The sequence below is a fragment of the Mesorhizobium zhangyense genome (assembly GCF_011045115.1).
GTDB classification, from domain to species: Bacteria; Pseudomonadota; Alphaproteobacteria; order Rhizobiales; family Rhizobiaceae; genus Mesorhizobium_M; species Mesorhizobium_M zhangyense.
In genome coordinates this window covers 195,576-215,815 of sequence record NZ_JAAKZG010000007.1, presented here as the reverse complement: position 1 = coordinate 215,815, position 20,240 = coordinate 195,576, and the positions used below count along the sequence as shown (strand labels likewise).

Below are 20,240 nucleotides of genomic sequence, written 5' to 3'. Positions count from 1 at the left end.
GATTGAACTCGAAAATCAGCATAATTTGCTTCTATGTCAATAGAACTTCTGCTAGCAATATCAATCAGGCGAAAACAATCATCATATATTTGTCCTACTATACGGGATGATCCATACAAAGCGCTACAAGTTGGCGGTGCGAAGCAACCAGCGTTAGACAGACAGCTTCAAGAGGGAGGTTCTGGAATATGAAAGTGGCACTCATAACGGGAGCGGGAAGCGGCATTGGCCTGACAACCGCGCTGGCCTTTGTGAATTCCGGCATTGCCGTCGTTGGTTTGGGCCGTCGCAGCGAGAAGCTTGACGCGCTGGTTTCGGCCGCCGGCGAACGGCGCGACCTGGTCGCTGTGCTGGCCGCAGACGCCACCCTGGACGACACTCCATCCCGCGCCGTTCAGCTGGCCATGTCGCGCTTCGGCCGCCTCGACTACCTCGTCAACAATGCAGGCAGTGGCCGGCCAAAGCCGGTGCATGAAACCGACGACGCTACGCTCGACGCCAGCCTGAACCTGATGCTGCGCGCGCCGTTCCGGTTCATTCGCGAAGCCTTGACCGTCATGCAGCCGGGCTCGGCTATCGTGAACGTATCCTCGACATACGCTTTGGTCGGCGGGCTTCGGGGTGGAGCCTATTCGGCTGCCAAGGCAGGTCTGCTTGGCCTGACGTCGCATGTCGCCTGCCAGTATGGCAGCAGCGGTATTCGCTGCAACGCCATCGCCCCGGGAGTCATTCCGACGGAAATGACGGAAGGCCGCTTCGAGGACGAGCGGTTCAAGCGCATGAACAACGATATGACGCCGTCGCCGCGCCTGGGCACTGCCGATGACGTCGCCAACACGATTGCCTTCCTGTGTTCGGACGCCGCCGGCTGGATCAACGGTCAGTGCATCGCAATCGACGGAGGCTGGTCGGCTACCAAGTTTCTTTCAGAGACGGCGCTCGTTGCCACCCGCACCGAAGTGCAGCCGGATTTCAGCCATTCGGGAAAGCCCGTGGTTCACGGTTGACATCAAATCCCGATGAGGAACCTGATCACTGAAGGGAAGCAGCGGCTTTCAGAAGGCGCTTCCACTTCTGGATATTCTCTTCCGTAGCAAGCGACTGATGGGTGGCGATGCTGAGAGCCAGCATGCCGCCTTTGTCCGACGGTACGGCGATGCCGAGGCCATAGACCCCTTCGACCACCTTTCCCCAGCTCTCTGCGACACCGCTGGCCCGCGCGTCTGCGACGGCCTTTCGCAAATCGTCGGCAGTGGCACGCCCATATCGATGCAGATGGGGCTCGATTGCGGCGATCGTGGCTTCGCATTCGGCTTCGGGCATTGCCGCCAGAATGGCCGTCGCGCCGGCACCGAGGCCGAGCGGGCGGCGCTGGCCGACCTCGACCGGAATGACCCTTATCACCGAAGAGCCTTCCGCCTTGTCCAGGCACACGGACTCGCTGCCGCTGCGTCCCATGAGATAGGTGGTCGCCCCGGTATCTCTTGCCAGCGCTTCAATGGCGGGCCGCCACGTCAGGATAACGTCTTTTCGTCCCCTCACGGCCAGGCCAAGCTCGGCCGCCAATTCACCGATCGAGTAACGCTTGGCGTCGTCGCTCTGGGCTACGAGCTTTTCGCTGACAAGACATTTCAGAATTCGGTGCGTCGTCGAACGCGAGAGTTCCATCGCTTCCGAAAGCTCGCGCAGGGTGGACCCGGTCTGGGGCGTTTTGGCAATCTGCTTCAGGATCGAGGCAGCGCGGCGTATCGCCTGCGTGCCATCATTAGGGACATCCGTTTTGGTCACCGGTCGCACCACACTGCCATGCCGGCGCAATGAACATGATTGCTCTTGTTGTCTGCGCTAAATCGCAAGATGCCGCTGCACCCTCTCTGCATTTTCATCGAAGTCCTGCCAGCTGCCCGAAAAGACAATCCGCCCCGTGTCTATAACCAAAACCCGCTCGGTACATTGCCGCGAAAACCAGATACTCTGTTCAGCGAGCAGGAGACCAATTCCGTAGTCCCGGCAACAGGCGGCCACCTCATGTGCAAGTTCCGCCACGATAACAGGCGCCAACCCTTCCGTAGGCTCATCCAGTAGCATTATGTGCGGACGTGCCGCAATTCCCCGCGCAACCGCAAGCATCTGCTGTTGCCCGCCACTCATCTGCGATCCTGGGCGATTCCTGAGCGGCACAAGCATGGGGAAGCGGCCAATCAAATCGTCGATCGGCACCTTCTCGCGTTCGGGCGATGCACCATACTGCGCGATCTTCAGGTTTTCGTAGGAGGTCAGGTGTCCGAACACGCGCCGATCTTCCGGAACGAAAGCCAGCCCGAGACGCGCCCGCTCATCCGGCGAAGCATTCGCCAGCGCCCTGGACTTGAAGCGGATTCCCCCCTGCACCCGAGGCCCGGCATTCATGATGCTCTTCAGAAGCGTGGTCTTGCCGGCGCCATTGCGGCCGAGAATGGCAACGCGGCCGCCCTCCTCCATCGAGAAACCGATGTCGTGCAGAATATGGCTCTGGTCGTAGAATGCGTTCACGCCTTCCAGTTCAAGCATGCCCGACACCTTTCCCGAGGTAGACCTGCTTGACCATCTCGTCCTCGCGCACCGTGACCGGATCGCCCTGGCTGACCACCGCACCGTAGTTCAAGACCATGAGACGGTCGGCGAGATCGAAAATGACGTCCATGTCATGCTCGGTCATAATGATCGTTATCCCCTTCGCCTTCAGGTCGCGAAGCAGATTGGTCGTGCTTTTGCGATCAGCAGCCGACATGCCCGCCGTGGGCTCATCAAGCATGAGAATGCGCGGCTTGCCGGCAAGAGTGACGGCAAATTCGAGGCGCTTTTTATCGCCATGTGACAGCAGGCCCGCTTCCTCGTCGCCCTGACGACCCAGGCCGACACTCTCAAGCAGTGAACGTGCTTCGTCGCTTGTATCTGCCGATGGGCGCCAATCCCACCAGCGGCCGCACGACTCGCCGCCGTTCACCTTGCGCGCTTCGATGGCCAGTACGACGTTGGTAAAGATCGACAGCTCCCCGAACACGCGAGCGACCTGAAACGTCCGGCCAAACCCCATGCGGGCGCGAACGAATGCCGGCAGCCTGGTGACATCCTTGCCGTCAAAACTGACCGATCCACCCTGCGCGCTGACCTCTCCCGTCAGCACCTTGAACAAGGTCGTCTTGCCGGCACCGTTTGGCCCGATGATGGCAAAGGTTTCCCCGGCCCCGACCGAAAGATCGACACCCTTGAGCACTTCCAGACTGCCATAGGTCTTGCGAATGCCCTTCGCGACCAGAACGCTCATTGGTTGTGCTCCCGGGCACTGGCGGTGCGGGTTCGATTGCGCATCCTGCGGAGCATTTCAAAGAACCCGGCAATACCCGACGGGGCGAGCAACACGACGAAGAGAAGAATGCCACCGACCATGAACTCGGACAGGCCGACAAAAGTCCTCGTGAAGTAGTTCACGAGGATCAGGCCGAAGGCCCCTATCACCGGCCCCCAATAGGAGCCAGCGCCACCAAGCAGCGTGGCGAGCATGGGCTGCGCGGAATTGAACCACGACATGCTGTCGGTGGATATGATCTGCGCCCACGGAGCGGCCAGCGCGCCGGCAAAGGAGGCGATGGCGCCTGCCAGTGTAAAGACGAAAATACGTTTGCGCCGAACATCCACGCCCAGGAATGCGGCGCGCTCGCTGTCGATGCGAACGGCAAGCAGAACGCGCCCGAAGCGCCCCGAGACGAACCACAACAGGCCGGCAGTCACCAGGGCGAATGCAACCATGATGAAGTAGTAGAATGCGGTCGGGGACCGGAGATCGAGAGTGAAAAAACCGAAATCGAGAACCGGGCGCGCAAGGCCCGAAAGGCCGTCATCGCGTCCGAGGAAGTCGGTGTAGCTGACGAAGAGAAGTACCAGCTGCGACAGCGCCAATGTAAGAACCGCGAGCTGAATTCCCGCCGCTCGCTGGAGAACGATCAGCGCGACAACAAACGCAACGACGGCCCCGATTGCCGTCGAGAGCAGGATTGCGAGAAGAAACGGCAGCGGGAACCCATGAAAGATGATGGCCGCGACCGCATAGCCACCGATGCCATAGAACATCGCATGCCCGAACGATGCCAGGCCGGCATAGCGGAACATGAGATTCCACGAGAGCGCAAACATCGCCTGCAGCATCGCGATGCCAATGAGGAACAATAGCCCCTGATTAACCGCAAATGGGGCGGCAGCGAGAGCGGCAACGAAGAGCAAGATAACGGCTGGACGCATGAATGAGCTGCCGTTCATTATGTCCGCTCCGGGAAAAGGCCTTCGGGCTTCAACAGGATCACCGCGATGAGAACCATGTAGGACACGGTTCCCGGCATCGACGGAAGAAGGAGCGAGTTGAAGCTTTCGAACAGGCCGAAAATCAGTGCGGCAACAAAGGCGCCGCGTATGCTTCCAAGCCCGCCGACGATGACCGAGTTGAAGGCGAGCAGAAGGTATGAGTGTCCAAGGCTAAGCGAAAGGCTCTGGTTGGCTACCAGAAGACCACCGGCAAGACCGGCCAGCGCAAAGCTGACGCCGACGCTGACGAGCTTCAGGCGCTGCACGCGCAGCCCGATCACACCAGCCATCCACGGGTCTCGCGCCACCGTCTGAACGAGCTTGCCGAACCACAGCCTGTTGAGCCCCAGTTCCAGCAGCACGAACACGATTATCCCGCAGGCGACGATGAATACGGAATAATAGGTCAGCAGGATTCCGACATCCATCGTCTGATCGAGTACCGCTGGGGGATAGACAGCATAGATATCCTGGCCGAAGACCATTTTCGTGGCGCCGTCGCACAGAAGAAGAATGGCGAAGGTCGCAATCAGCGTATAGTCGTTCGCGACGCTGGAGAGGCGGCGCAGCACCAAGGTGTCGGTAGCGATCCCCATCGCACCAACGGCAAGCGCTGCAACGAAAGCCGCAAAAAGAAAATACGGTAGCGAGGAAGGATCCTGGCCGGTAATCGCATGTGCGATATAGGCACCAATCATGAAAAAGCTTCCATGAGCGAAATTGAAGACCTTCAGAATTCCGAAGACCAGCGTGAGGCCGGCGGCGACGAGGAATACCGCCATGCCAAGGACAATGCCGTTGGCTGCGGCGAACGCGATCTGCGCAGTCACTGTGATGCCTCCCAGCTGCCCACATCAGGCCGAGCAGGCCGGACCAGACTCGCCTTCAACTGCTCCTTGAGGATCTTTCCAATCGAATTCGTCGGCAGGCGATCCATGATGTGAAGTTCCTCCGGGAATTTCTGGCGGGCCATGCCAAACTCGGAAAGAAACGACCGCATCGCTTCCATCGAAAACGCCTTCTCCGGCTTAAGCGCAACGAACGCCACGGCGCGCTCGCCGGTTCTGGCATCCGGCACGCCGACGACGGCAGCACTTGAGATCGCCTCATGTGAGAGCAGCGCGTTTTCGATTTCGCGAGGGCTGATGTTCTCGCCGTGCCGAATGATGATTTCTTTCTTGCGGCCGGTGATCTCGAGAAACCGGCCGTCGATCCTGCGCCCGACATCGCCCATGACGAAATAACCGTCCGGGGTGAACTGTCCCGCCTCATCGTCGGTATCGATATATCCGAGAAACATCCGCGACGATCGCGCGAGAATGTCGCCGCTGTCGCCCGCCTTGACAGGCCTGCCGTCGGAGTCCACGATCACCAGCTCGACCCTGATCTCTCCATCCGTTGTTTGGCCATGGACCGCATCGTTACGCGTAAATATGCCCGGGCAGATGATGGGGACTTCGGACGAGCCGTAGGCGCGCGAGATGACCGCATTGCGGAAGTGGTCCTGCGCGCGGGCGATCAGGGAAACCGGCACGCTCGCGCCGCCGCAGACGAAACGCCTGAGAGTGGGAAGATGGCTGCCCCGAGATGACGCGGCATCCAGCAATCCTTGCAGGAAGGGCGTGGCCCCAGCAAAGAAAGTCGCACCTTCAGCGTCGATGACATCGACCGCTTGGTCCGCGTCCCACGTATCCGCCAGTATGGCGGTTGCTCCGGTGAACCACGGCATTTCGAAAGCGTAGATCGATCCGCCGACATGGCCCACCGGCGAAGGTATGAACATGCGATCGTTGCCATCGATGCCCCAGAAGCGCGCGCCCTCCTGCACGAACGCGTGCAGCGTATGGTGACTGTGCAGCACGCCTTTCGGCCGGCCGGTGCTGCCGGATGTGTAGATGACTATCTTCACATCCGCATTGTCCACTGCGGGCGGCTCGATAATATCATCACCTTCGCTCAGCAGAGCCTCGAAGGTGGGGACGTCCTCCCGCCCGCTCCTGACCCGGAATATGCGATCCTCGCGCTTCGTCTCGAAATCGACCCGCGCTAACAGCGCTTCGAAATCCGTGTTTCGAAAACTGGCCGGAATAAAAAGCGCGTCGCAACGGCATTGCGACAGGATGAAGCTCAACTCGTGCTCGCGATACATTGGCAGCAAGGGGTTGAGAACAAACCCGTAAAGTGCGCTCGCCAGGCCGATAACGCAGGCCTCGTGCCAGTTCGGCAGCTGAAACGACACCACCGAGCCAGGCCCGAGCCCCCGCCCGACAAGAGCGCTGCCAAGACGAAGTGCATCGGAATAGAGCGCGCTTCTGGTCATTCTGACGCGATCGTCGATCACCGCCAGATGATCGGGATCTTCACCGAGGCGCCTGAGCACGATGTCATGGAGGCTTTCAGAACTCCATTCGCCGGAAGAGAGATATTCCTGCGCACGCGCGCCAGCCTCCGGCAGCACCCAGCCAGTATCGGTTCGTCTCAGCATGAAGGGTCACTTACCCGTGTGCAGGACGGATAGCAGGCCTGGTCAAGGCCCGCTATCCAGCTCTGTCTATTGGAACTTGATTGCCACACCCGGCGTCGCCGGACCTGCGAGATCGGTGCCGTCCGTCTTGTAGAAGTCGGACACTTTCCAACCCAATTCGCCGTCATCCGGGCCGAGCTTGACATAGTTGACATCACAGAGCGCCTGGTGATCCTCGGCACGAAGCGTCACCTTGCCTTTGACGCCCTCGAAGGTCAGCCCTTCTAGCGCACCGACCAGTGCTTTGGTGGAAAGATCTTTGGCCTTGGCAGCAGCGGTAGCGACCGCCGTGATCGCGGTATGACCCATGCCGATGAAGCCGTCGGGGAATTTGTCGCCGGTGTCGGCCACATACTGATCGTAGAGAGCCTTGGAAACAGGGTTGTCCTGATACGCACCGAAATACCAATGGTGCCCGCTCCAGTAGTTTTCCGGAGTGCGCTTGCCCAAGGCCTTGGCAACCTGAAAATCGCTGCCGGAGCTCACGTAGACCTTTACCTTCTTCGACAGGCCAAGCTGCCCGGCCTGCTGAAGGAAGCCGACCTCGTCACCCCCGCCGACACCAATGAAAATTCCGTCGACATCGGAACTCATCAGCGTGGAAACGGCGTTGCGGAAATCCGTCGCTCCGAACTTGACCACCACAGGGTCGTTGATCGAGACCTCCTGGTTGTTCAGTTCCTTGTGATATTTCGGCAATCCATATTGGAAGGTAGCCATCGTCGAACGTCCGATCTCGGCGTCCGGGATGATCGCACCCCATTTCGTCACATGGGGATATTTCTCCGCCATGAGGCGCGATGCAGCGGAGATGCGCATTGCCGAATAATCGGTCACGCGGAAGTAATTCTTGCGGAAATTCTCATGCGTAAGGTTGTTTCCGTGAGAGGCCGCGTTGAGGAACACGACGTCCAGCTCTTCAGCGATGCCGCTAATGGCCAAAGCCACCGGACTTGCCAGAACACCGGCGAAGATGTTGACGCCATCGCCAGCGAGTTCACGAACGGCTGCAACCGCAATATCCGGCTTCGACTGATCGTCACGAACGACGATCTCGACCTGGCGTCCGAGAATGCCGCCCGCCTCATTCAACTTCCTGGCGGCAATCTCCATGCCCATATGCTGGGGCTTGCCGAGAATGCTGGCAGCACCCGAAAGCGTGGTTATGCAGCCGATACGAATGGGCCCGGATTGCGCGATCGCAGGAAACCCGCGCGCGACTGCCAAGGCCCCGACTGACGTCGCGATAAAAGACCGACGAGATAACTTCACCTGCACTCCCTCCCAAAAGTCGTAGCGTCAGTTTGTTCCAATATATGGTACGACTGAAAAGCAAATCTGCATCAATTCATCTATTCCGTCAACGGTATTTTGCCGAATCATGCCTCGAACGCGCGATCTCACGGCCAAGAGAAGAAGTTACAGCGCTCCAATTGTCCCACTATATGAACATCCTTCCTGCGGGCGAACACAGGCGTCCCCCGGAGCTCTCAACCCCGGATATAAAAGTGCTTTTGCGAGCCTGAGAACGCGAAACCGGCGACTAGGCAGCTTCCAGGATCATCGCGATCCCCATGCCGCCGCCGATACATTGCGTGGCAAGCGCGCGCTTTGCCTTCTCGCGCTTCAGCAGCATCGCGGATTTGCCCACCAGCCGACCTCCCGTCGCACCGAGCGGATGGCCGAGCGCAATGGCCCCGCCATCGATGTTGAGCTTTTCCTCGGCTATGCCGAGTTCACGGCGGCAGGCTTCGGCCTGCGCGGCAAACGCCTCGTTCATCTCAACGAGATCGATATCGCGCATTGAAATGCCGGCGCGTGCCATCGCCTTGCGCGAGGATTCGACAGGCCCCATCCCCATGATGCCAGGCGCGCAGCCCGAAACCGCGAATGCTTCGACGCGCGCCAGCAACTCAAGACCATGCCGCAGCGCGAATTCCTCGCTGCAGACGAGCACCGCCGTAGCGCCATCGGTCATTGGCGAAGACGAACCTGCGGTTACACTCCCCTCTTCCATGAACACCGTCTTGAGTTGAGCAAGGCGCTCCATCGATGTTTCGCGCACGCAACCGTCCTGCGTGACCTCGCCCACCGCAGAAATCTCTGCAGCAAGCCGCCCGTCCCGCTGCGCCGCGAGCGCCTTGGAATGGCTCGCAAAGGCGAAGCTGTCCTGCTGTTCACGCGACACCGCGAATTGCCGCGCCACGCGCTCGGCCGTGAGGCCGACATTCATGTAGGCTTCTGTCGCTTGCTGATCCCAGCTCGGGTGAGGCTGTGGGTTGAAACCCATCATCGGCACGCGCGACATGCTTTCCGAGCCTCCGCAGATGAAGGCCTCACCCGCATTCATTGCCAGCATGCCGGCAGCCATCTGCACCGCCTGGATCGACGAGCCGCACCAGCGGTTGACGGTCGCGCCGGCGACCTGTTCGGGTAAGCCCGCGAGCATACCGACGATCCGGCCCATATTCAGGCCCTGTTCGCCCTCGGGAAAGGCGCAGCCCCAAATCACATCCTCGATCTCTTCGCCGGGCGCACCGGTTCGTTTCAGCAATTCGCGAACGGCATGCGCACCGAGATCGTCCGGGCGCACCGACGAAAGCGCGCCCTTGTTTGCAAAAGTGAAGGGCGTGCGGACATAGCCGGCGATAAAGGCGTGTTTGGTCATGAATTTGATCCCGTGTGCTAGCGTCCGGTAAAGACAGGCTTGCGCTTTGCGAAAAACGCATCGATTCCTTCGGCGAAATCCGCCGTCGATGCGCAAGCCGCGAATGCGTCCGCCTCGGCATCGAGTTGTTCGGCAAAACTGCTTTCCAGGCTTGAACGGAACAGCCGCTTGATATGCGCCTGCGCCGCTGGTGCGCCTGCCGCCAGTTTTTCCGCCAGCTGCCTGGTCGCGGTTTCGAGCTCTGCGCGGGGCATAACGCGGTTCACGAGGCCGAGCCTTAGCGCCTCGTCGGCACTGATGGTTTCAGACAGCAGCGCGATTTCCAACGCGCGCCGATACCCTATCAGCCGGGGCAAACTCCATGACCCCCCGCAGTCCGGTGATGTTCCGAGCCGCGCATAGGCAAGATTGAACGCCGTATCGTCGGCGGCTACGAGCAGATCGAGACTGAGTGCCAGAGACATGCCGCCGCCCGCGACCGCGCCTTTCAGACTGCCGATGACGATCTGTGGGGCCGCCGCCAACATCTTGATCGCCCCGTGCATGGAGCTGATAAGTTCATCAGCCGCCCTGCTCTTGTCATCCGCGGCTTGGAAATGGCCCAGGTCTCCGCCTGCGACGAAGCCGCGGCCTTCCGCCGATACGACGATGACACGCACCGACGGCTCGGCAAGCGTCGCAATGACCGCATCGGCAAAACCGTCTGCCAAATCCCGGTCCAGTGCATTCAACCGCTCGGGACGGTTGAAACGTATCTCGGCGATTCCGGCTTCGACCGACAGCAGGACAGGCTTTGTCATTTCAGCTCCATTCAGCCGATAGCCATTTTTTCGCGACGGCGTGAAAAGGGGTCGTTGCGGAACTGGCCGATTGCGGCATCGTACTCCGCGATGAGCCGCTCGCAGAGATCGGCTGCCCCCGGAATGTCGGCAACGCCGCCGACACCCTGCCCGGCAGACCAGACAGTCTTCCAGGCTCTGGCTTCATTGCTCATGTCGAGCTTTCCATGCGCGGGCAGATTGTCAGGATCCAGGCCAGCGGAAACGATGCTCTGCCGCAGGAAATTGGCGTGAATGCCTGAAATGTTTGGCGTGTACAGGATGTCGCTCGCCCGGCTTTCGACCATCATCTGCTTCTGCGCATCAGCTGTCATCGACTCCTTGGTGGCAAGGAACCGCGTGCCCAGATATGCCATGTCGGCGCCCATAGCGCGCACCGCCGCGATCTGCCTGCCATTGCTCAATGCGCCCGAAAGAATGATGGTGCCGTCGAAGAACGACGCAATCTCCGACACCAGGGCGAAAGGACTTAGCGTTCCGGCATGGCCGCCCGCACCGGCGCTGACGGCGATTATGCCATCGACACCCGCTTCCGCCGCCTTTTGCGCGTGCCGCAGGTTGACGACGTCGTGGAACACCAACCCGCCATAGGAATGCACTGCCTCGACAATATCCTTCACCGCGCCCAACGACGTGATCACCAGCGGCACCTTGTGGCGGATGGTCACCTCAAGGTCGGCGGCAAGGCGTGGATTTGATTTGTGAACGATGAGATTGACGCCATGCGGCGCGGCGTGCGGGGCCGGAGCCAGCCGCGCTTCAATCTCTTCGAGCCATTCCGCGTAGCCGGCGCTGCTGCGCTGGTTCAACGCTGGAAAGGTGCCGACCAGACCCGAGCGGCAGACTTCCACCACGAGATCGGGCCCGGAAGCCAGGAACATCGGCGCCGCGATTGCGGGAAGCTTGAGGCGGCCTTCGAAATTCTGGGGAACCGGCATGAGACTGTCCTTAGGATCGCGGAGCCAGGCCCTGCACAAGGGTCTTTACGCATGAATCGGCGATCTGCTCAGCGGTCAAAGGCCCGTTCGGCTCGTACCATCTGGCGATCCAATTCAATGCGCCCGCCAGCGTAAATGTCGTGAGACGCGCATCGTCGGATGCGATCGAGCCGTCGGCAATTCCATCCTCAACGACGCGCCGAACGGTGATGTCGATTTCGCGCTTGAGCGCACGGAAGCGGGACCGGCTTTCCTCGGACAGTTCGTGATCGGCAGTGCGGGTCACGCACATGCCGAAATCCTTTGTCATGATGACTGCATACCCGCGCATCAAAGCCGTAAGCCGGTCCAGCCCGCTGCCGCCGGCATTTTCGACCGCCTCGGCGATCTGCCGAATCCCATCCAGCCCGAGCCGGACGCACTCGAAGAGGATCTCATCCTTGTTGGCGAAGTAATAATAGATTGTCGGCTTCGTGACGTTCAGCGAAGCCGCCACATCGTCGAGCGAGGTGGCATGGAAACCACGCTCGTTGAAGGAACGGACTGCCGCACTGAGAAGCGCATTGCGTTTCTCGCCACGCTCGCGTTCGCGGTCGGCGGCATTTGGCCAGGGCGATTTCTGCGGGCTTGCGTTCATTGGTTCTGTCGTGAAAAGGCAAGATTGATTTCTTCTTGTCAGTAGGTCATATACTGAGAAGTAAATAACCGTCAATCGCCGTCGGCGAATTTCTCGACAGGCCTTCACATGCGTCTCGATATGGATCTCGCCATTACTGCCTCCACCCGAACCATTGCAGTCGAACTGATTTGAAGAACCGGAGATCGTTGCGATGCTGCTAACGGAAGAACAAGCCATGGTGCGCGATATGGCGCGCCGTTTCGCGCAGGAGAGGCTGAAGCCATTCTCCGCCGAATGGGATCGTACGAAGACATTTCCGCGCGACCGCATACAGGAGATGGGCGAGCTTGGCCTGATGGGCATGCTCGTGCCCGAAACGCTGGGCGGCTCGAAGACAGATTTCGTATCCTATGCCTTGGCAATCGAGGAAATCGCTGCAGGCGACGGCGCTTTATCAACGGTGATGAGCGTTCATAATTCGGTCGGCTGCGGACCGATCCTGAGTTTTGGAACTCCGGCCCAGCAAGAGCGCTTCCTACAGCCCATGGCGCGCGGCGAATGGCTGGGTGCGTTCTGCCTGACCGAACCACAGGCTGGATCGGACGCTTCCGCAATCACGACGCGCGCGAAAAAGATTGGCGATCGATACATCGTCAACGGCGTCAAGCAGTTCATCACGTCCGGAAAGAATGCCGACGTGGCGATCGTCTTCGCCGTCACCGATCCTGCTGCGGGAAAGAAGGGCATCAGCGCCTTCATCGTTCCCACGAACACGCCCGGATATCGTGTAGCCAGCATCGAGCACAAGCTTGGCCAACACCTTTCGGATACTGCCCAGATCGCCTTTGACGATATGGAACTGACGCCGGATCTGCTGCTGGGCGAAGAAGGCCAGGGCTACAGAATCGCGCTGTCCAATCTGGAGAGCGGGCGCATCGGGATTGCCGCCCAGTCTGTCGGGATGGCGCGGGCAGCACTGGACGCTGCGATAGCTTACGCCGGAGAGCGGCGCAGTTTTGGCGTCAGGATCGCCGAGCACCAGGCCGTCTCCTTCCGGCTTGCCGACATGGCGACGCGGCTTGAGGCAGCACGGCAATTGGTTCTGCACGCCGCAGCGCTGAAGGAAGCGGGGCAACCTGTCCTGAAAGAGGCCTCGATGGCCAAACTGTTCGCTTCCGAGATGGCCGAAAAAATCTGCTCCGATGCGATCCAGATCCATGGCGGATACGGCTATGTGGCGGACTACCCAGTCGAGAAGATCTACCGCGATGTTCGCGTCTGCCAGATCTACGAAGGCACCAGCGACATTCAGCGGATGGTCATTGGCCGGGCTCTGATGTCTCAGGCCTGACGTTCACAGGGGAGGAGCGATCCATGGAAAAGAAAGCCTATAAATTCGTCGTCCTGACCAACGCCGTTGAAGGCAGGGATGGCGAGTTCAACGATTGGTATTCCAGCACCCACGTTCCCGACGTTCTGGCGGTTCCGGGTATCGTGAAAGCTGAGCGGTTCGAACTGGCCGAAGTTCAGCGCAGTGCGTTGCCCCTGCCCTACCGCTATCTCGCCATCTATGAGATCGAGACCGACGACCTGAAATCCGTCTCCGACGAGATCGGCAAGCGCGCCGGCACGGATGCGATGGTCCTTTCCAGCGCCATGGCGCTGGAAAAACTCGCGGCAATATTCAAGCCGCTCTGATCGCAGCGATGAACACCAGCAGCATCGAGACTTAAACGGAACATCGGATATGCAGTTTGAATTCTCCGAAGAGGACGTGTCGTTCCGGAAGTCGGCCAGGCGATGGCTGCTTGAGAATGTGCCCACTGAAACACCTCCTCACAGCGGTATCGAAGCGCGCGAATTCGCCCTCGCATGGCTACGCAAGCGCCATGCCGGCGGGTGGTCCGGCATCTCCTGGCCGGCGGAATTCGGCGGGCGCGGGCTTTCGTTCGAACGGCAGATCATCTGGCACGAAGAGTATGTACGCTCCGGTGCGCCGACGCCGCTCGACTCGACATTCGTGGCGCTGAACCATGCCGGACCGACGGTGATGGAATGCGGGACCGAAGAGCAGAAGACCTTTCATCTCCCGCGCATCCTCTCGGGCAACTCCATCTGGTGCCAGGGCTTTTCCGAGCCGGGTGCCGGCTCCGATCTTGCCGGCATCAGGACCAGCGGCAGGATCGACGGCGAGGACCTCGTCGTGAATGGCCAGAAGATATGGACGAGTTTCGCCGATATCGCCGACTATCAGGAACTGCTGATCCGCACCGACCCCGGCTCTCAGCGTCACAAGGGTTTGAGCTGGGTCATCTGCGACATGACCCTGCCAGGCATCACCGTGCGCCCCATCAAGAACCTTGCCGGCGCCACGCATTTCGCCGAGGTCTTCTACGACAACGTTCGCATCCCCTTGTCGAATGTTGTCGGAGCCCTGCATGACGGCTGGAACGTGGCGATGACCACGCTGGGCTTCGAACGCCGGACCGCTGCGATCACCTTGCAATTGATGATGGAGCAGAAGATCGAGTCTCTCGCCACCCTGTTTCTTTCGCGAGGCGGCGACGCAGCCTGCTCGTCGATTGGCCGCGACATAGCGATCGCACGCGCGGAAGCTGCAGCATTGCGCGCACTGACCTACCGGACCCTCTTCAAGGACCCTGCTACTGCATTCGACGGCTCGATCGTCCGTCTATTCTTTGCCGAACTCAGCCAGAGAATTTACGGCATAGCGATGGAGGTGCTTGGCCCCCGCAATGCCGAGGCAGAGCAGGATCAGGAGTGGGTGTATTCCTATCTGGAGGCGTTCAGCGAAACCATCGCCGGTGGGACCGCCGAGATCCAGCGCAACATCATAGGCGAGCGGATTCTCGGTCTTCCGCGCGGAGGTGCCCGATGATCGATCTTAACAACTCGGTCGAGCAGACACAGATCGTGGATTCGGTTCGCGCGATGCTGGCAGAGTCCTATCCTGTTGCCCGGCTCCGGGAAGGCAGCAGATCTGCAGTCGACAATCTCGACGTGATTGCACAATTCGGCGGCTTCACAATGTCGCTCCCCGAAGATGATGGCGGGGCGGGACTTTCCGTGGTCGAGGATGTGTTGCTTCATACGGAACTTGGGCGGCATATCGTTTCGCCCTCCGCCCTGGCAAGGACGATCGCGGTCCGATTTGCAGGCGAGACCGGACAGACAGAGCTTGTTGCAGCACTTCTCGATGGAACGAGAAAGGCGTGTCTGGCAAATCACCTTGGCGAATCCGCCCAATCTCAGACGGGAAGCGCTAATGGCGAGCATCTTCACCTCTATGATGTGGGCGATGCGGACCTTGCTCTCGTGTTGGGACCGCGCGGGGTAGCGCTTCTAGACGTGTCTTCGATCACTCATACGCACGTCGCCTCAACCGATCGCACGATAAGTCTTTCGCGCGCTGTCCTGGGGACAGATCACGCGCTCGAGTTCCGCGATGCCACCACCTCATCTGCCGCACGCATGGCAAGGCTGCTCATTTCGGCGCAGCTGCTCGGCATGTGCGAAGCGGTCCGCGATATGTCCGTCGAATACGCGAAGGTGCGGACCCAATTCGGTCAACCGATCGGCTCGTTTCAGGCGGTCAAGCATCGCTGCGCAAATATGGCGATCAATGCCGATGTCCTCTCGGCCCAGCTCCTGTTCGCTGCGATTGCCGAACGTGACGGCTGGCCAGACGCCCTCTTCCAGATTGAGGCATGCTGGCTGCTGGCATGCCGCTATACTCTGGAAAACTGCCGCAGCAGCATTCAGGTGCATGGCGGTATCGGCTTCAGTGCTGAATGCGACGCACATCTCTATCTTCTACGCACGCATCTTTTGGAGAATCTCGGCGCAACCAACACGCAACGTCAGCAGGCAGTGTTGAGGTGGCCCATCTAACAATCAAGGGAAGACGCTTCGAAGGAAGGCAGGTCGTAACAACCGGCGTACCTTTACAACGCGCCATGCTAGAGCCGAGCGAATCTGGCGCCCGTTGATCGCACGATCTCTCACTGATCAAAACATGCTCCAACCGGTCCAGCCGATTTTCAAACCAGTCGACAAGAAACGCCAAAATCCTTAATTCTCAAACACTTCTCTTAGGCCAGTCACAGCGCAATAGCCTGTCCTCACGAGTTCTTTGCTTCGATCTGAACCTGCACATTCAGCGCATGTGCTTCCCGCGCTTCGAATTTCAGTGCGTCGGCAAGCGTTATGGCATAGCCGTCGTCGATGAGTGTCTTGATACGCCGCGTGTGTTCACCCGGCCATTGAGCGATCGAGCGTGCGAGCCCAAGCGCCTCAGGCATAAGCTGTATATCCGGCACGACGCTGTTGACGAAGCCGAGGTGTGTGGCCTCTTCGGCAGTAACTTTGCGCGCCGACAGCGAAATCTCTTTTGCGCGATAGGGTCCTACGACGCGGGGCAGACGCTGTGACAGTCCCCATCCGGGCAGAAGACCGATCTTGGCATGGGTGTCCTGGAACCAGGCCGATTCGGCGGCAAGCACGATGTCGCATGCCAACGTAATCTCAAAGCCACCAGTCACCGCGAGGCCGTTGATCGCGGCAATCAGCGGGGTCTTCACGCGCGAAAGTGCCGAACCCAGATCGTCATTGTCGATATTCTCCGCCACCGTACTGCCCGAGGCGCCAAGTTCCTTGACGTCGAGCCCGGCACAGAACGCCCTGCCCGTGCCCGTAAGGATGATGGCTGAGACGTCATTGCGAGCGTCCATTTCAGCCAACGCCTCGATCAACATCGCCCGCAGCGTCCGGTTGAGTGAATTCAGTGCTGCAGGCCGATTGAGCCTCAGTATGGCGACGCCGTCAGCAATCTCGATCAGCAGCGGTTTGTCGTCCAACTTTTCCTCCCCGAACCGGTCAGTTCCAGCGGGTAAATCGTTCCGCCGCTGCGATGAAGCGTGGCGCCTGCGTTGCGTCTTCGTAATAGCCATCGCGGCCGAGCCTGTGCTGATAGTCGTACAATACCGCAAGCTTCCAGGAGGCCATTGCAGCATACCAGCCGAGGCCGGAAATATCGCGCTTGGTAACTTCGGCATAGCGCGCGATCATCGCTTCGCGCGAGGGGAAGCCCTCGGCAAGCAATGCTGCCGAAAGCTCCTGTGTCGGCGTCAATTCCTCACCCTTCACCGGATAGCAGCAGGCCATGTAACCAAGATCGAGAAGCGGATCGCCGATCGTCGCAAGTTCCCAGTCAAGGATCGCGAGCAGGCGTGGCGGCCCTTTTTGCGACCAGATCACATTCCCCGGGCGATAGTCGTTGTGGACGATGGCCGCGCCACTTTCCCTGGGTAGATGCGCCTTCAGATGCGCTGCCATGTCGGCAAGAAAGGACGGAACAGCGTCATCGCGCAAGGTCATCAATGTTTCGAGACGCTTGAGATGACGCGCATTGAAATTCAGCGGCTGACCGAAATCGCCGAGCCCGCAGACCTGCCAGTCGACAGCATGGAGGCGTGCCAGGCCGTCGACCAGTGCGAACGCCATGGCTTCGCCATCGCGGCCTGCATCGAAGCTGGTAGGCAAGGTATCGGTGACCACGTGCGGTTCAGGCGTCCGTTCGAACAGGCTCTTTCCCTCAGAAATCTCTCAAGGGCCGCAAGCGTGGTCTCGTCCCAATGCCAGCTCATCGCGCAGACTTGTTCAGCTCGATCAGGTTTTCGAGATAGTTCATCCCATACGGCGCAGAGTCGGGCGTATCGTGAGGGGTCATGCTCGATAATGGCGGCACAGGTCTGCGCCCATGCGCGTTCCTCTTCCATCGGCTCCAGTTTCCACCAATCGGGATAGATACCCTCCGCATAGAAACGCCGTATCAACAAGGTGACTATGTCTGTTGAAACGGTCCCTACTTTTGAAGGAATGATCTCCAGCAGGAACTCCATCCTGTTTCGGCGCGAGGCCGCGTAGCGCCCGTCTTCCGATCCGGTCATTGCACAAGATTCCATAGCCCGGCTGCCCGTTCTGCACACGCAATGCCGCCTGAAGGCATAGGTCCTTGAATACTCCGCCTTTGGAAAGCGTGTACCCTGCCATCGCCTCGAGCTGCATCCGGTGGTCAAAGGCAAAGACCCGCATTTCCGGCCAGTCGCCGTGCCTGTTTGTCGACCAGTGAAGCTGTTCCAGTTCGGCATCGTTGCGAAGATCAGGCCGCACGACGCCGCGCCTCAGAAAGAAGTTGAGCTCCTCCAATGAAGGACATGCCGGTGTGCAGCCGTGGCGCGACACGGCAAATGCTCCACAGGCGTTCGCATATTTGACCGACCACGATGATGTATCGCGCGCAGCTGAGGCGTTGGTTGCAGCCTTTTCAGGCGATTGGCCAGCAATTCTTGATCGGCAAGGTTTCTTGCGCCAAAGGCCAGCAGGTGCGCAAAGCAGTCATTCCATATGTCGGGAACGCAGTTCCGCCAAAGGCCAGCAGCACCGGGGGACGAACGCCTCTTGCTACCGAAAGCCAAGCCGCTTCAGGCAGTCCCATCGACAAGGATGAAGGGATTGCCCCTGGAACAGGTCTCGATGCGAGCGCTCACCTTGTAGATGTCACGCAGCATGTCAGGCGTGATCACCGTTCCGCTCGGACCGCTGGTGATCATCGCGCCATCGGCGATGACTATGGTGTTTTCGCAGTAGCGCAGGGCGTGATTGAGGTCGTGCAAGGCGATCAGTACGATCATGTGCTGCCGGCGCGCCAGCTTCGAGACGAAGTCGAGAACCTCGACCTGGCGATGCAGATCGAGCGCGGAAGTTGGTTCGTCCATCAGCAGAACTTCCGGCTTGCGAACCAGCGCCTGCGCGAGAGACACCAATTGCCGCTGTCCGCCCGAAAGTTCGCCGAGGCCGCGAAAGGCAAGGTCCTCGATGCGCAGCACCTTCAGGATATCGTCTATTTCAGCCAGTTCTTCGTCGCGAACCTTCCAGCTGCTGCCCTGCTTGGCTGACAGGAGAACCGATTCATAGACCGTCAGTACCGCATTGGCGCCGGTGTCCTGCGGCATATAGCAGATGGTGCGTGGCCCCTGCTCTGTCTGCGAAAGCGTAACGATACCGGGTCCGGAGATCAGTCCGGCAATACGCTTGAAAAGGGTCGACTTCCCCGCGGCATTCGGCCCGACGACGGCGGTGATGCTGCCGGCCATCAGCATATCCACGCTGACATTGGCAAGGACCGTGACGCGGCCATAGCTGGCGCCAACATCCTTCAGGGCAAGCGCTACCATGCCCGCCTCCTGCTGGAGAAGATCAAGATGAAGAAGAAAGGCACGCCGACAAGCGCCGTGATAACGCCGATCGGCAGAATAGCGCCCGGTATCAGCATCTTGCTGACGACTGAAGTCGTCGACAGCAGAAGTGCCCCACAGATGACGGAACCCGGCAGGAAGAAGCGCTGGTCCTCGCCAACCACCATGCGGGCGATATGCGGGCCGACGAGGCCGACAAAGCCGATGGTTCCGACGAATGACACCGGGATTGCGGCCAGCAGCGAAACAAAAAGCATTGTTTCGAGCCGCAGGCGGCGAACCTTCACACCCATGCTGGCAGCCTTGTCGTCACCCAGGCGAAGCGCGGTCAAGGCCCAGGCATTGCGCATGAACAGCGGCACCACCACGACGAGGATTGCGCCGGTGATCCAGACCTTCGGCCAGGTCGCCTTGGTAAGGCTGCCCATGGTCCAGAACACGACGGCGGCCAGCGCCTGTTCGGAAGCGAGATATTCGAGCAGGGAAAGTGCTGCATTGAAGGTGAAGACGAGGGCGATGCCGAGCAGCACGATGGTCTCGACGCTGACACCCCGCATGGTGGAGGCAAAATGGATGAACATCGCCGCCGCCATCGCCATCAAGAAGGCGTTGATCGGCACCATATACTGCACGGCGCCGGGAAAGAGCGCGACTCCTCCCACGAGGGCCAGCGCTGCACCGAAGCTTGCTGCGGCGGAAATGCCGAGCGTGAAGGGGCTGGCGAGCGGGTTGGAGAGGATGGTCTGCATCTGCGCGCCGGCAACGGAGAGCGACGCTCCCACGGTAACGGCCATGAGCGCGATCGGCATGCGGATGTCCCAGATGACGACCCTGAGCTGATCGCCGGCAGCGGCCGGATCCATCAGCGCGGACAGGACCTCAGTCAACCGGTAATTGGCTGGCCCCAGAGCCATGTCGACGGCAATGCTGACCGCCAGCGCGACGGTCAGCGCCGCAAGAATCAGGATGCGCTTAAAGGCAAGGGCGCGATATTGATCGCGCCCTGTTACCGTCGGGAGAGTGACCTCTGCGGCCAT

General features: G+C 59.9%; 20 protein-coding genes and 1 pseudogene. 5 read left to right on the top strand and 16 right to left on the bottom strand.

Features of this window, described 5'->3' with window-relative positions; translation table 11 throughout:
- Positions 1-188 precede the first annotated feature (188 nt).
- Positions 189-1,007: an SDR family NAD(P)-dependent oxidoreductase gene (locus G6N74_RS18460; RefSeq protein WP_165119413.1), complete on the top strand. Its 819-nt coding sequence runs from the start codon at positions 189-191 to the stop codon at positions 1,005-1,007.
- 25 nt (positions 1,008-1,032) lie between these two features.
- On the opposite strand, the gene G6N74_RS18455 is transcribed toward G6N74_RS18460, so the two are convergent.
- The 11 genes from G6N74_RS18455 to G6N74_RS18405 form a co-directional block, all read right to left on the bottom strand.
- Positions 1,033-1,788 carry an IclR family transcriptional regulator gene (locus G6N74_RS18455; protein ID WP_165119412.1) on the bottom strand — a complete coding sequence of 252 codons (756 nt, stop codon included), beginning with the start codon at positions 1,786-1,788 and terminating at the stop codon, positions 1,033-1,035.
- Between the two features lie 57 nt (positions 1,789-1,845).
- Positions 1,846-2,550 (bottom strand): ABC transporter ATP-binding protein, encoded by a 705-nt coding sequence (locus G6N74_RS18450; RefSeq protein ID WP_165119411.1) that lies wholly within the window; start codon positions 2,548-2,550, stop codon positions 1,846-1,848.
- On the bottom strand, positions 2,543-3,307 hold the full coding sequence (locus tag G6N74_RS18445; protein WP_165119410.1) for an ABC transporter ATP-binding protein: 765 nt from the start codon (positions 3,305-3,307) through the stop codon (positions 2,543-2,545). The genes G6N74_RS18450 and G6N74_RS18445 overlap by 8 nt, the downstream gene beginning before the upstream one ends.
- Positions 3,304-4,296 carry a branched-chain amino acid ABC transporter permease gene (locus G6N74_RS18440; RefSeq protein WP_165119409.1) on the bottom strand — a complete coding sequence of 331 codons (993 nt, stop codon included), beginning with the start codon at positions 4,294-4,296 and terminating at the stop codon, positions 3,304-3,306. Before G6N74_RS18440 ends, G6N74_RS18445 begins: the two co-directional genes overlap by 4 nt.
- The gene (locus G6N74_RS18435) at positions 4,296-5,168 is read right to left on the bottom strand and encodes a branched-chain amino acid ABC transporter permease (RefSeq protein ID WP_165119408.1); all 873 of its coding nucleotides are present in this window, start codon (positions 5,166-5,168) and stop codon (positions 4,296-4,298) included. The genes G6N74_RS18440 and G6N74_RS18435 overlap by 1 nt, the downstream gene beginning before the upstream one ends.
- Positions 5,165-6,823 carry an AMP-binding protein gene (locus G6N74_RS18430; RefSeq protein ID WP_165119407.1) on the bottom strand — a complete coding sequence of 553 codons (1,659 nt, stop codon included), beginning with the start codon at positions 6,821-6,823 and terminating at the stop codon, positions 5,165-5,167. Before G6N74_RS18430 ends, G6N74_RS18435 begins: the two co-directional genes overlap by 4 nt.
- A 66-nt stretch (positions 6,824-6,889) precedes the next feature.
- Entirely contained in the window at positions 6,890-8,089 is a 1,200-nt protein-coding gene (locus tag G6N74_RS18425; RefSeq protein ID WP_165119406.1) for an ABC transporter substrate-binding protein, read from the bottom strand.
- Positions 8,090-8,405: 316 nt separating this feature from the next.
- Entirely contained in the window at positions 8,406-9,530 is a 1,125-nt protein-coding gene (locus tag G6N74_RS18420; RefSeq protein WP_165119405.1) for a thiolase family protein, read from the bottom strand.
- Between the two features lie 17 nt (positions 9,531-9,547).
- Positions 9,548-10,330, bottom strand: a complete 783-nt coding sequence (locus tag G6N74_RS18415; protein ID WP_165119404.1) for an enoyl-CoA hydratase/isomerase family protein — start codon at positions 10,328-10,330, stop codon at positions 9,548-9,550.
- Positions 10,331-10,341: 11 nt separating this feature from the next.
- Positions 10,342-11,307, bottom strand: a complete 966-nt coding sequence (locus tag G6N74_RS18410) for an NAD(P)H-dependent flavin oxidoreductase (RefSeq protein ID WP_165119403.1) — start codon at positions 11,305-11,307, stop codon at positions 10,342-10,344.
- A gap of 10 nt (positions 11,308-11,317) precedes the next feature.
- Positions 11,318-11,944, bottom strand: coding sequence for a TetR/AcrR family transcriptional regulator (locus G6N74_RS18405; protein WP_165119402.1), 627 nt, complete (start codon positions 11,942-11,944; stop codon positions 11,318-11,320).
- Positions 11,945-12,137: 193 nt separating this feature from the next.
- Between G6N74_RS18405 and G6N74_RS18400 the strand changes: the two genes are divergently transcribed.
- Genes G6N74_RS18400 through G6N74_RS18385 form a run of 4 tightly spaced genes read left to right on the top strand, consistent with a single transcriptional unit; the run spans position 12,138 to position 15,838 of the window.
- A complete protein-coding gene (locus G6N74_RS18400; RefSeq protein WP_165119401.1) occupies positions 12,138-13,277 on the top strand; it encodes an acyl-CoA dehydrogenase family protein in 1,140 nt (379 codons plus the stop codon).
- Positions 13,278-13,300: 23 nt separating this feature from the next.
- The gene (locus G6N74_RS18395; RefSeq protein ID WP_165119400.1) at positions 13,301-13,624 is read left to right on the top strand and encodes a DUF4286 family protein; all 324 of its coding nucleotides are present in this window, start codon (positions 13,301-13,303) and stop codon (positions 13,622-13,624) included.
- 49 nt (positions 13,625-13,673) lie between these two features.
- Positions 13,674-14,825 carry an acyl-CoA dehydrogenase family protein gene (locus tag G6N74_RS18390; RefSeq protein ID WP_165119399.1) on the top strand — a complete coding sequence of 384 codons (1,152 nt, stop codon included), beginning with the start codon at positions 13,674-13,676 and terminating at the stop codon, positions 14,823-14,825.
- Positions 14,822-15,838, top strand: a complete 1,017-nt coding sequence (locus tag G6N74_RS18385) for an acyl-CoA dehydrogenase family protein (protein WP_165119398.1) — start codon at positions 14,822-14,824, stop codon at positions 15,836-15,838. The genes G6N74_RS18390 and G6N74_RS18385 overlap by 4 nt, the downstream gene beginning before the upstream one ends.
- Positions 15,839-16,068: 230 nt before the next feature.
- On the opposite strand, the gene G6N74_RS18380 is transcribed toward G6N74_RS18385, so the two are convergent.
- The 5 genes and pseudogenes from G6N74_RS18380 to G6N74_RS18360 all read right to left on the bottom strand — a co-directional run bounded on the left by G6N74_RS18380 (position 16,069) and on the right by G6N74_RS18360 (position 20,240).
- Positions 16,069-16,803, bottom strand: a complete 735-nt coding sequence (locus tag G6N74_RS18380; RefSeq protein WP_165119397.1) for an enoyl-CoA hydratase — start codon at positions 16,801-16,803, stop codon at positions 16,069-16,071.
- A gap of 19 nt (positions 16,804-16,822) precedes the next feature.
- Positions 16,823-17,449: a phosphotransferase family protein gene (locus G6N74_RS18375; RefSeq protein ID WP_165119396.1), complete on the bottom strand. Its 627-nt coding sequence runs from the start codon at positions 17,447-17,449 to the stop codon at positions 16,823-16,825.
- Positions 17,450-17,667: 218 nt separating this feature from the next.
- Positions 17,668-18,241: pseudogene (locus G6N74_RS31540) on the bottom strand (2-deoxy-5-keto-D-gluconate 6-phosphate aldolase domain-containing protein); the annotation flags it as partial.
- Between the two features lie 188 nt (positions 18,242-18,429).
- A complete protein-coding gene (locus G6N74_RS18365; RefSeq protein ID WP_165119395.1) occupies positions 18,430-19,182 on the bottom strand; it encodes an ABC transporter ATP-binding protein in 753 nt (250 codons plus the stop codon).
- Positions 19,176-20,240 carry a FecCD family ABC transporter permease gene (locus G6N74_RS18360; protein ID WP_165119394.1) on the bottom strand — a complete coding sequence of 355 codons (1,065 nt, stop codon included), beginning with the start codon at positions 20,238-20,240 and terminating at the stop codon, positions 19,176-19,178. Before G6N74_RS18360 ends, G6N74_RS18365 begins: the two co-directional genes overlap by 7 nt.

Coding starts and splice junctions, on each gene's coding strand:
- G6N74_RS18375 (WP_165119396.1), bottom strand. CDS start 17,449: ATGGCGTTCGCACTGGTCGACGGCCTGGCACGCCTCCATGCTGTCGAC.
- G6N74_RS18400 (WP_165119401.1), top strand. CDS start 12,138: ATGCTGCTAACGGAAGAACAAGCCATGGTGCGCGATATGGCGCGCCGT.
- G6N74_RS18415 (WP_165119404.1), bottom strand. CDS start 10,330: ATGACAAAGCCTGTCCTGCTGTCGGTCGAAGCCGGAATCGCCGAGATA.
- G6N74_RS18405 (WP_165119402.1), bottom strand. CDS start 11,944: ATGAACGCAAGCCCGCAGAAATCGCCCTGGCCAAATGCCGCCGACCGC.
- G6N74_RS18460 (WP_165119413.1), top strand. CDS start 189: ATGAAAGTGGCACTCATAACGGGAGCGGGAAGCGGCATTGGCCTGACA.
- G6N74_RS18360 (WP_165119394.1), bottom strand. CDS start 20,240: ATGGCCGCAGAGGTCACTCTCCCGACGGTAACAGGGCGCGATCAATAT.
- G6N74_RS18365 (WP_165119395.1), bottom strand. CDS start 19,182: ATGGTAGCGCTTGCCCTGAAGGATGTTGGCGCCAGCTATGGCCGCGTC.
- G6N74_RS18440 (WP_165119409.1), bottom strand. CDS start 4,296: ATGAACGGCAGCTCATTCATGCGTCCAGCCGTTATCTTGCTCTTCGTT.
- G6N74_RS18410 (WP_165119403.1), bottom strand. CDS start 11,307: ATGCCGGTTCCCCAGAATTTCGAAGGCCGCCTCAAGCTTCCCGCAATC.
- G6N74_RS18450 (WP_165119411.1), bottom strand. CDS start 2,550: ATGCTTGAACTGGAAGGCGTGAACGCATTCTACGACCAGAGCCATATT.
- G6N74_RS18395 (WP_165119400.1), top strand. CDS start 13,301: ATGGAAAAGAAAGCCTATAAATTCGTCGTCCTGACCAACGCCGTTGAA.
- G6N74_RS18445 (WP_165119410.1), bottom strand. CDS start 3,307: ATGAGCGTTCTGGTCGCGAAGGGCATTCGCAAGACCTATGGCAGTCTG.
- G6N74_RS18390 (WP_165119399.1), top strand. CDS start 13,674: ATGCAGTTTGAATTCTCCGAAGAGGACGTGTCGTTCCGGAAGTCGGCC.
- G6N74_RS18430 (WP_165119407.1), bottom strand. CDS start 6,823: ATGCTGAGACGAACCGATACTGGCTGGGTGCTGCCGGAGGCTGGCGCG.
- G6N74_RS18420 (WP_165119405.1), bottom strand. CDS start 9,530: ATGACCAAACACGCCTTTATCGCCGGCTATGTCCGCACGCCCTTCACT.
- G6N74_RS18385 (WP_165119398.1), top strand. CDS start 14,822: ATGATCGATCTTAACAACTCGGTCGAGCAGACACAGATCGTGGATTCG.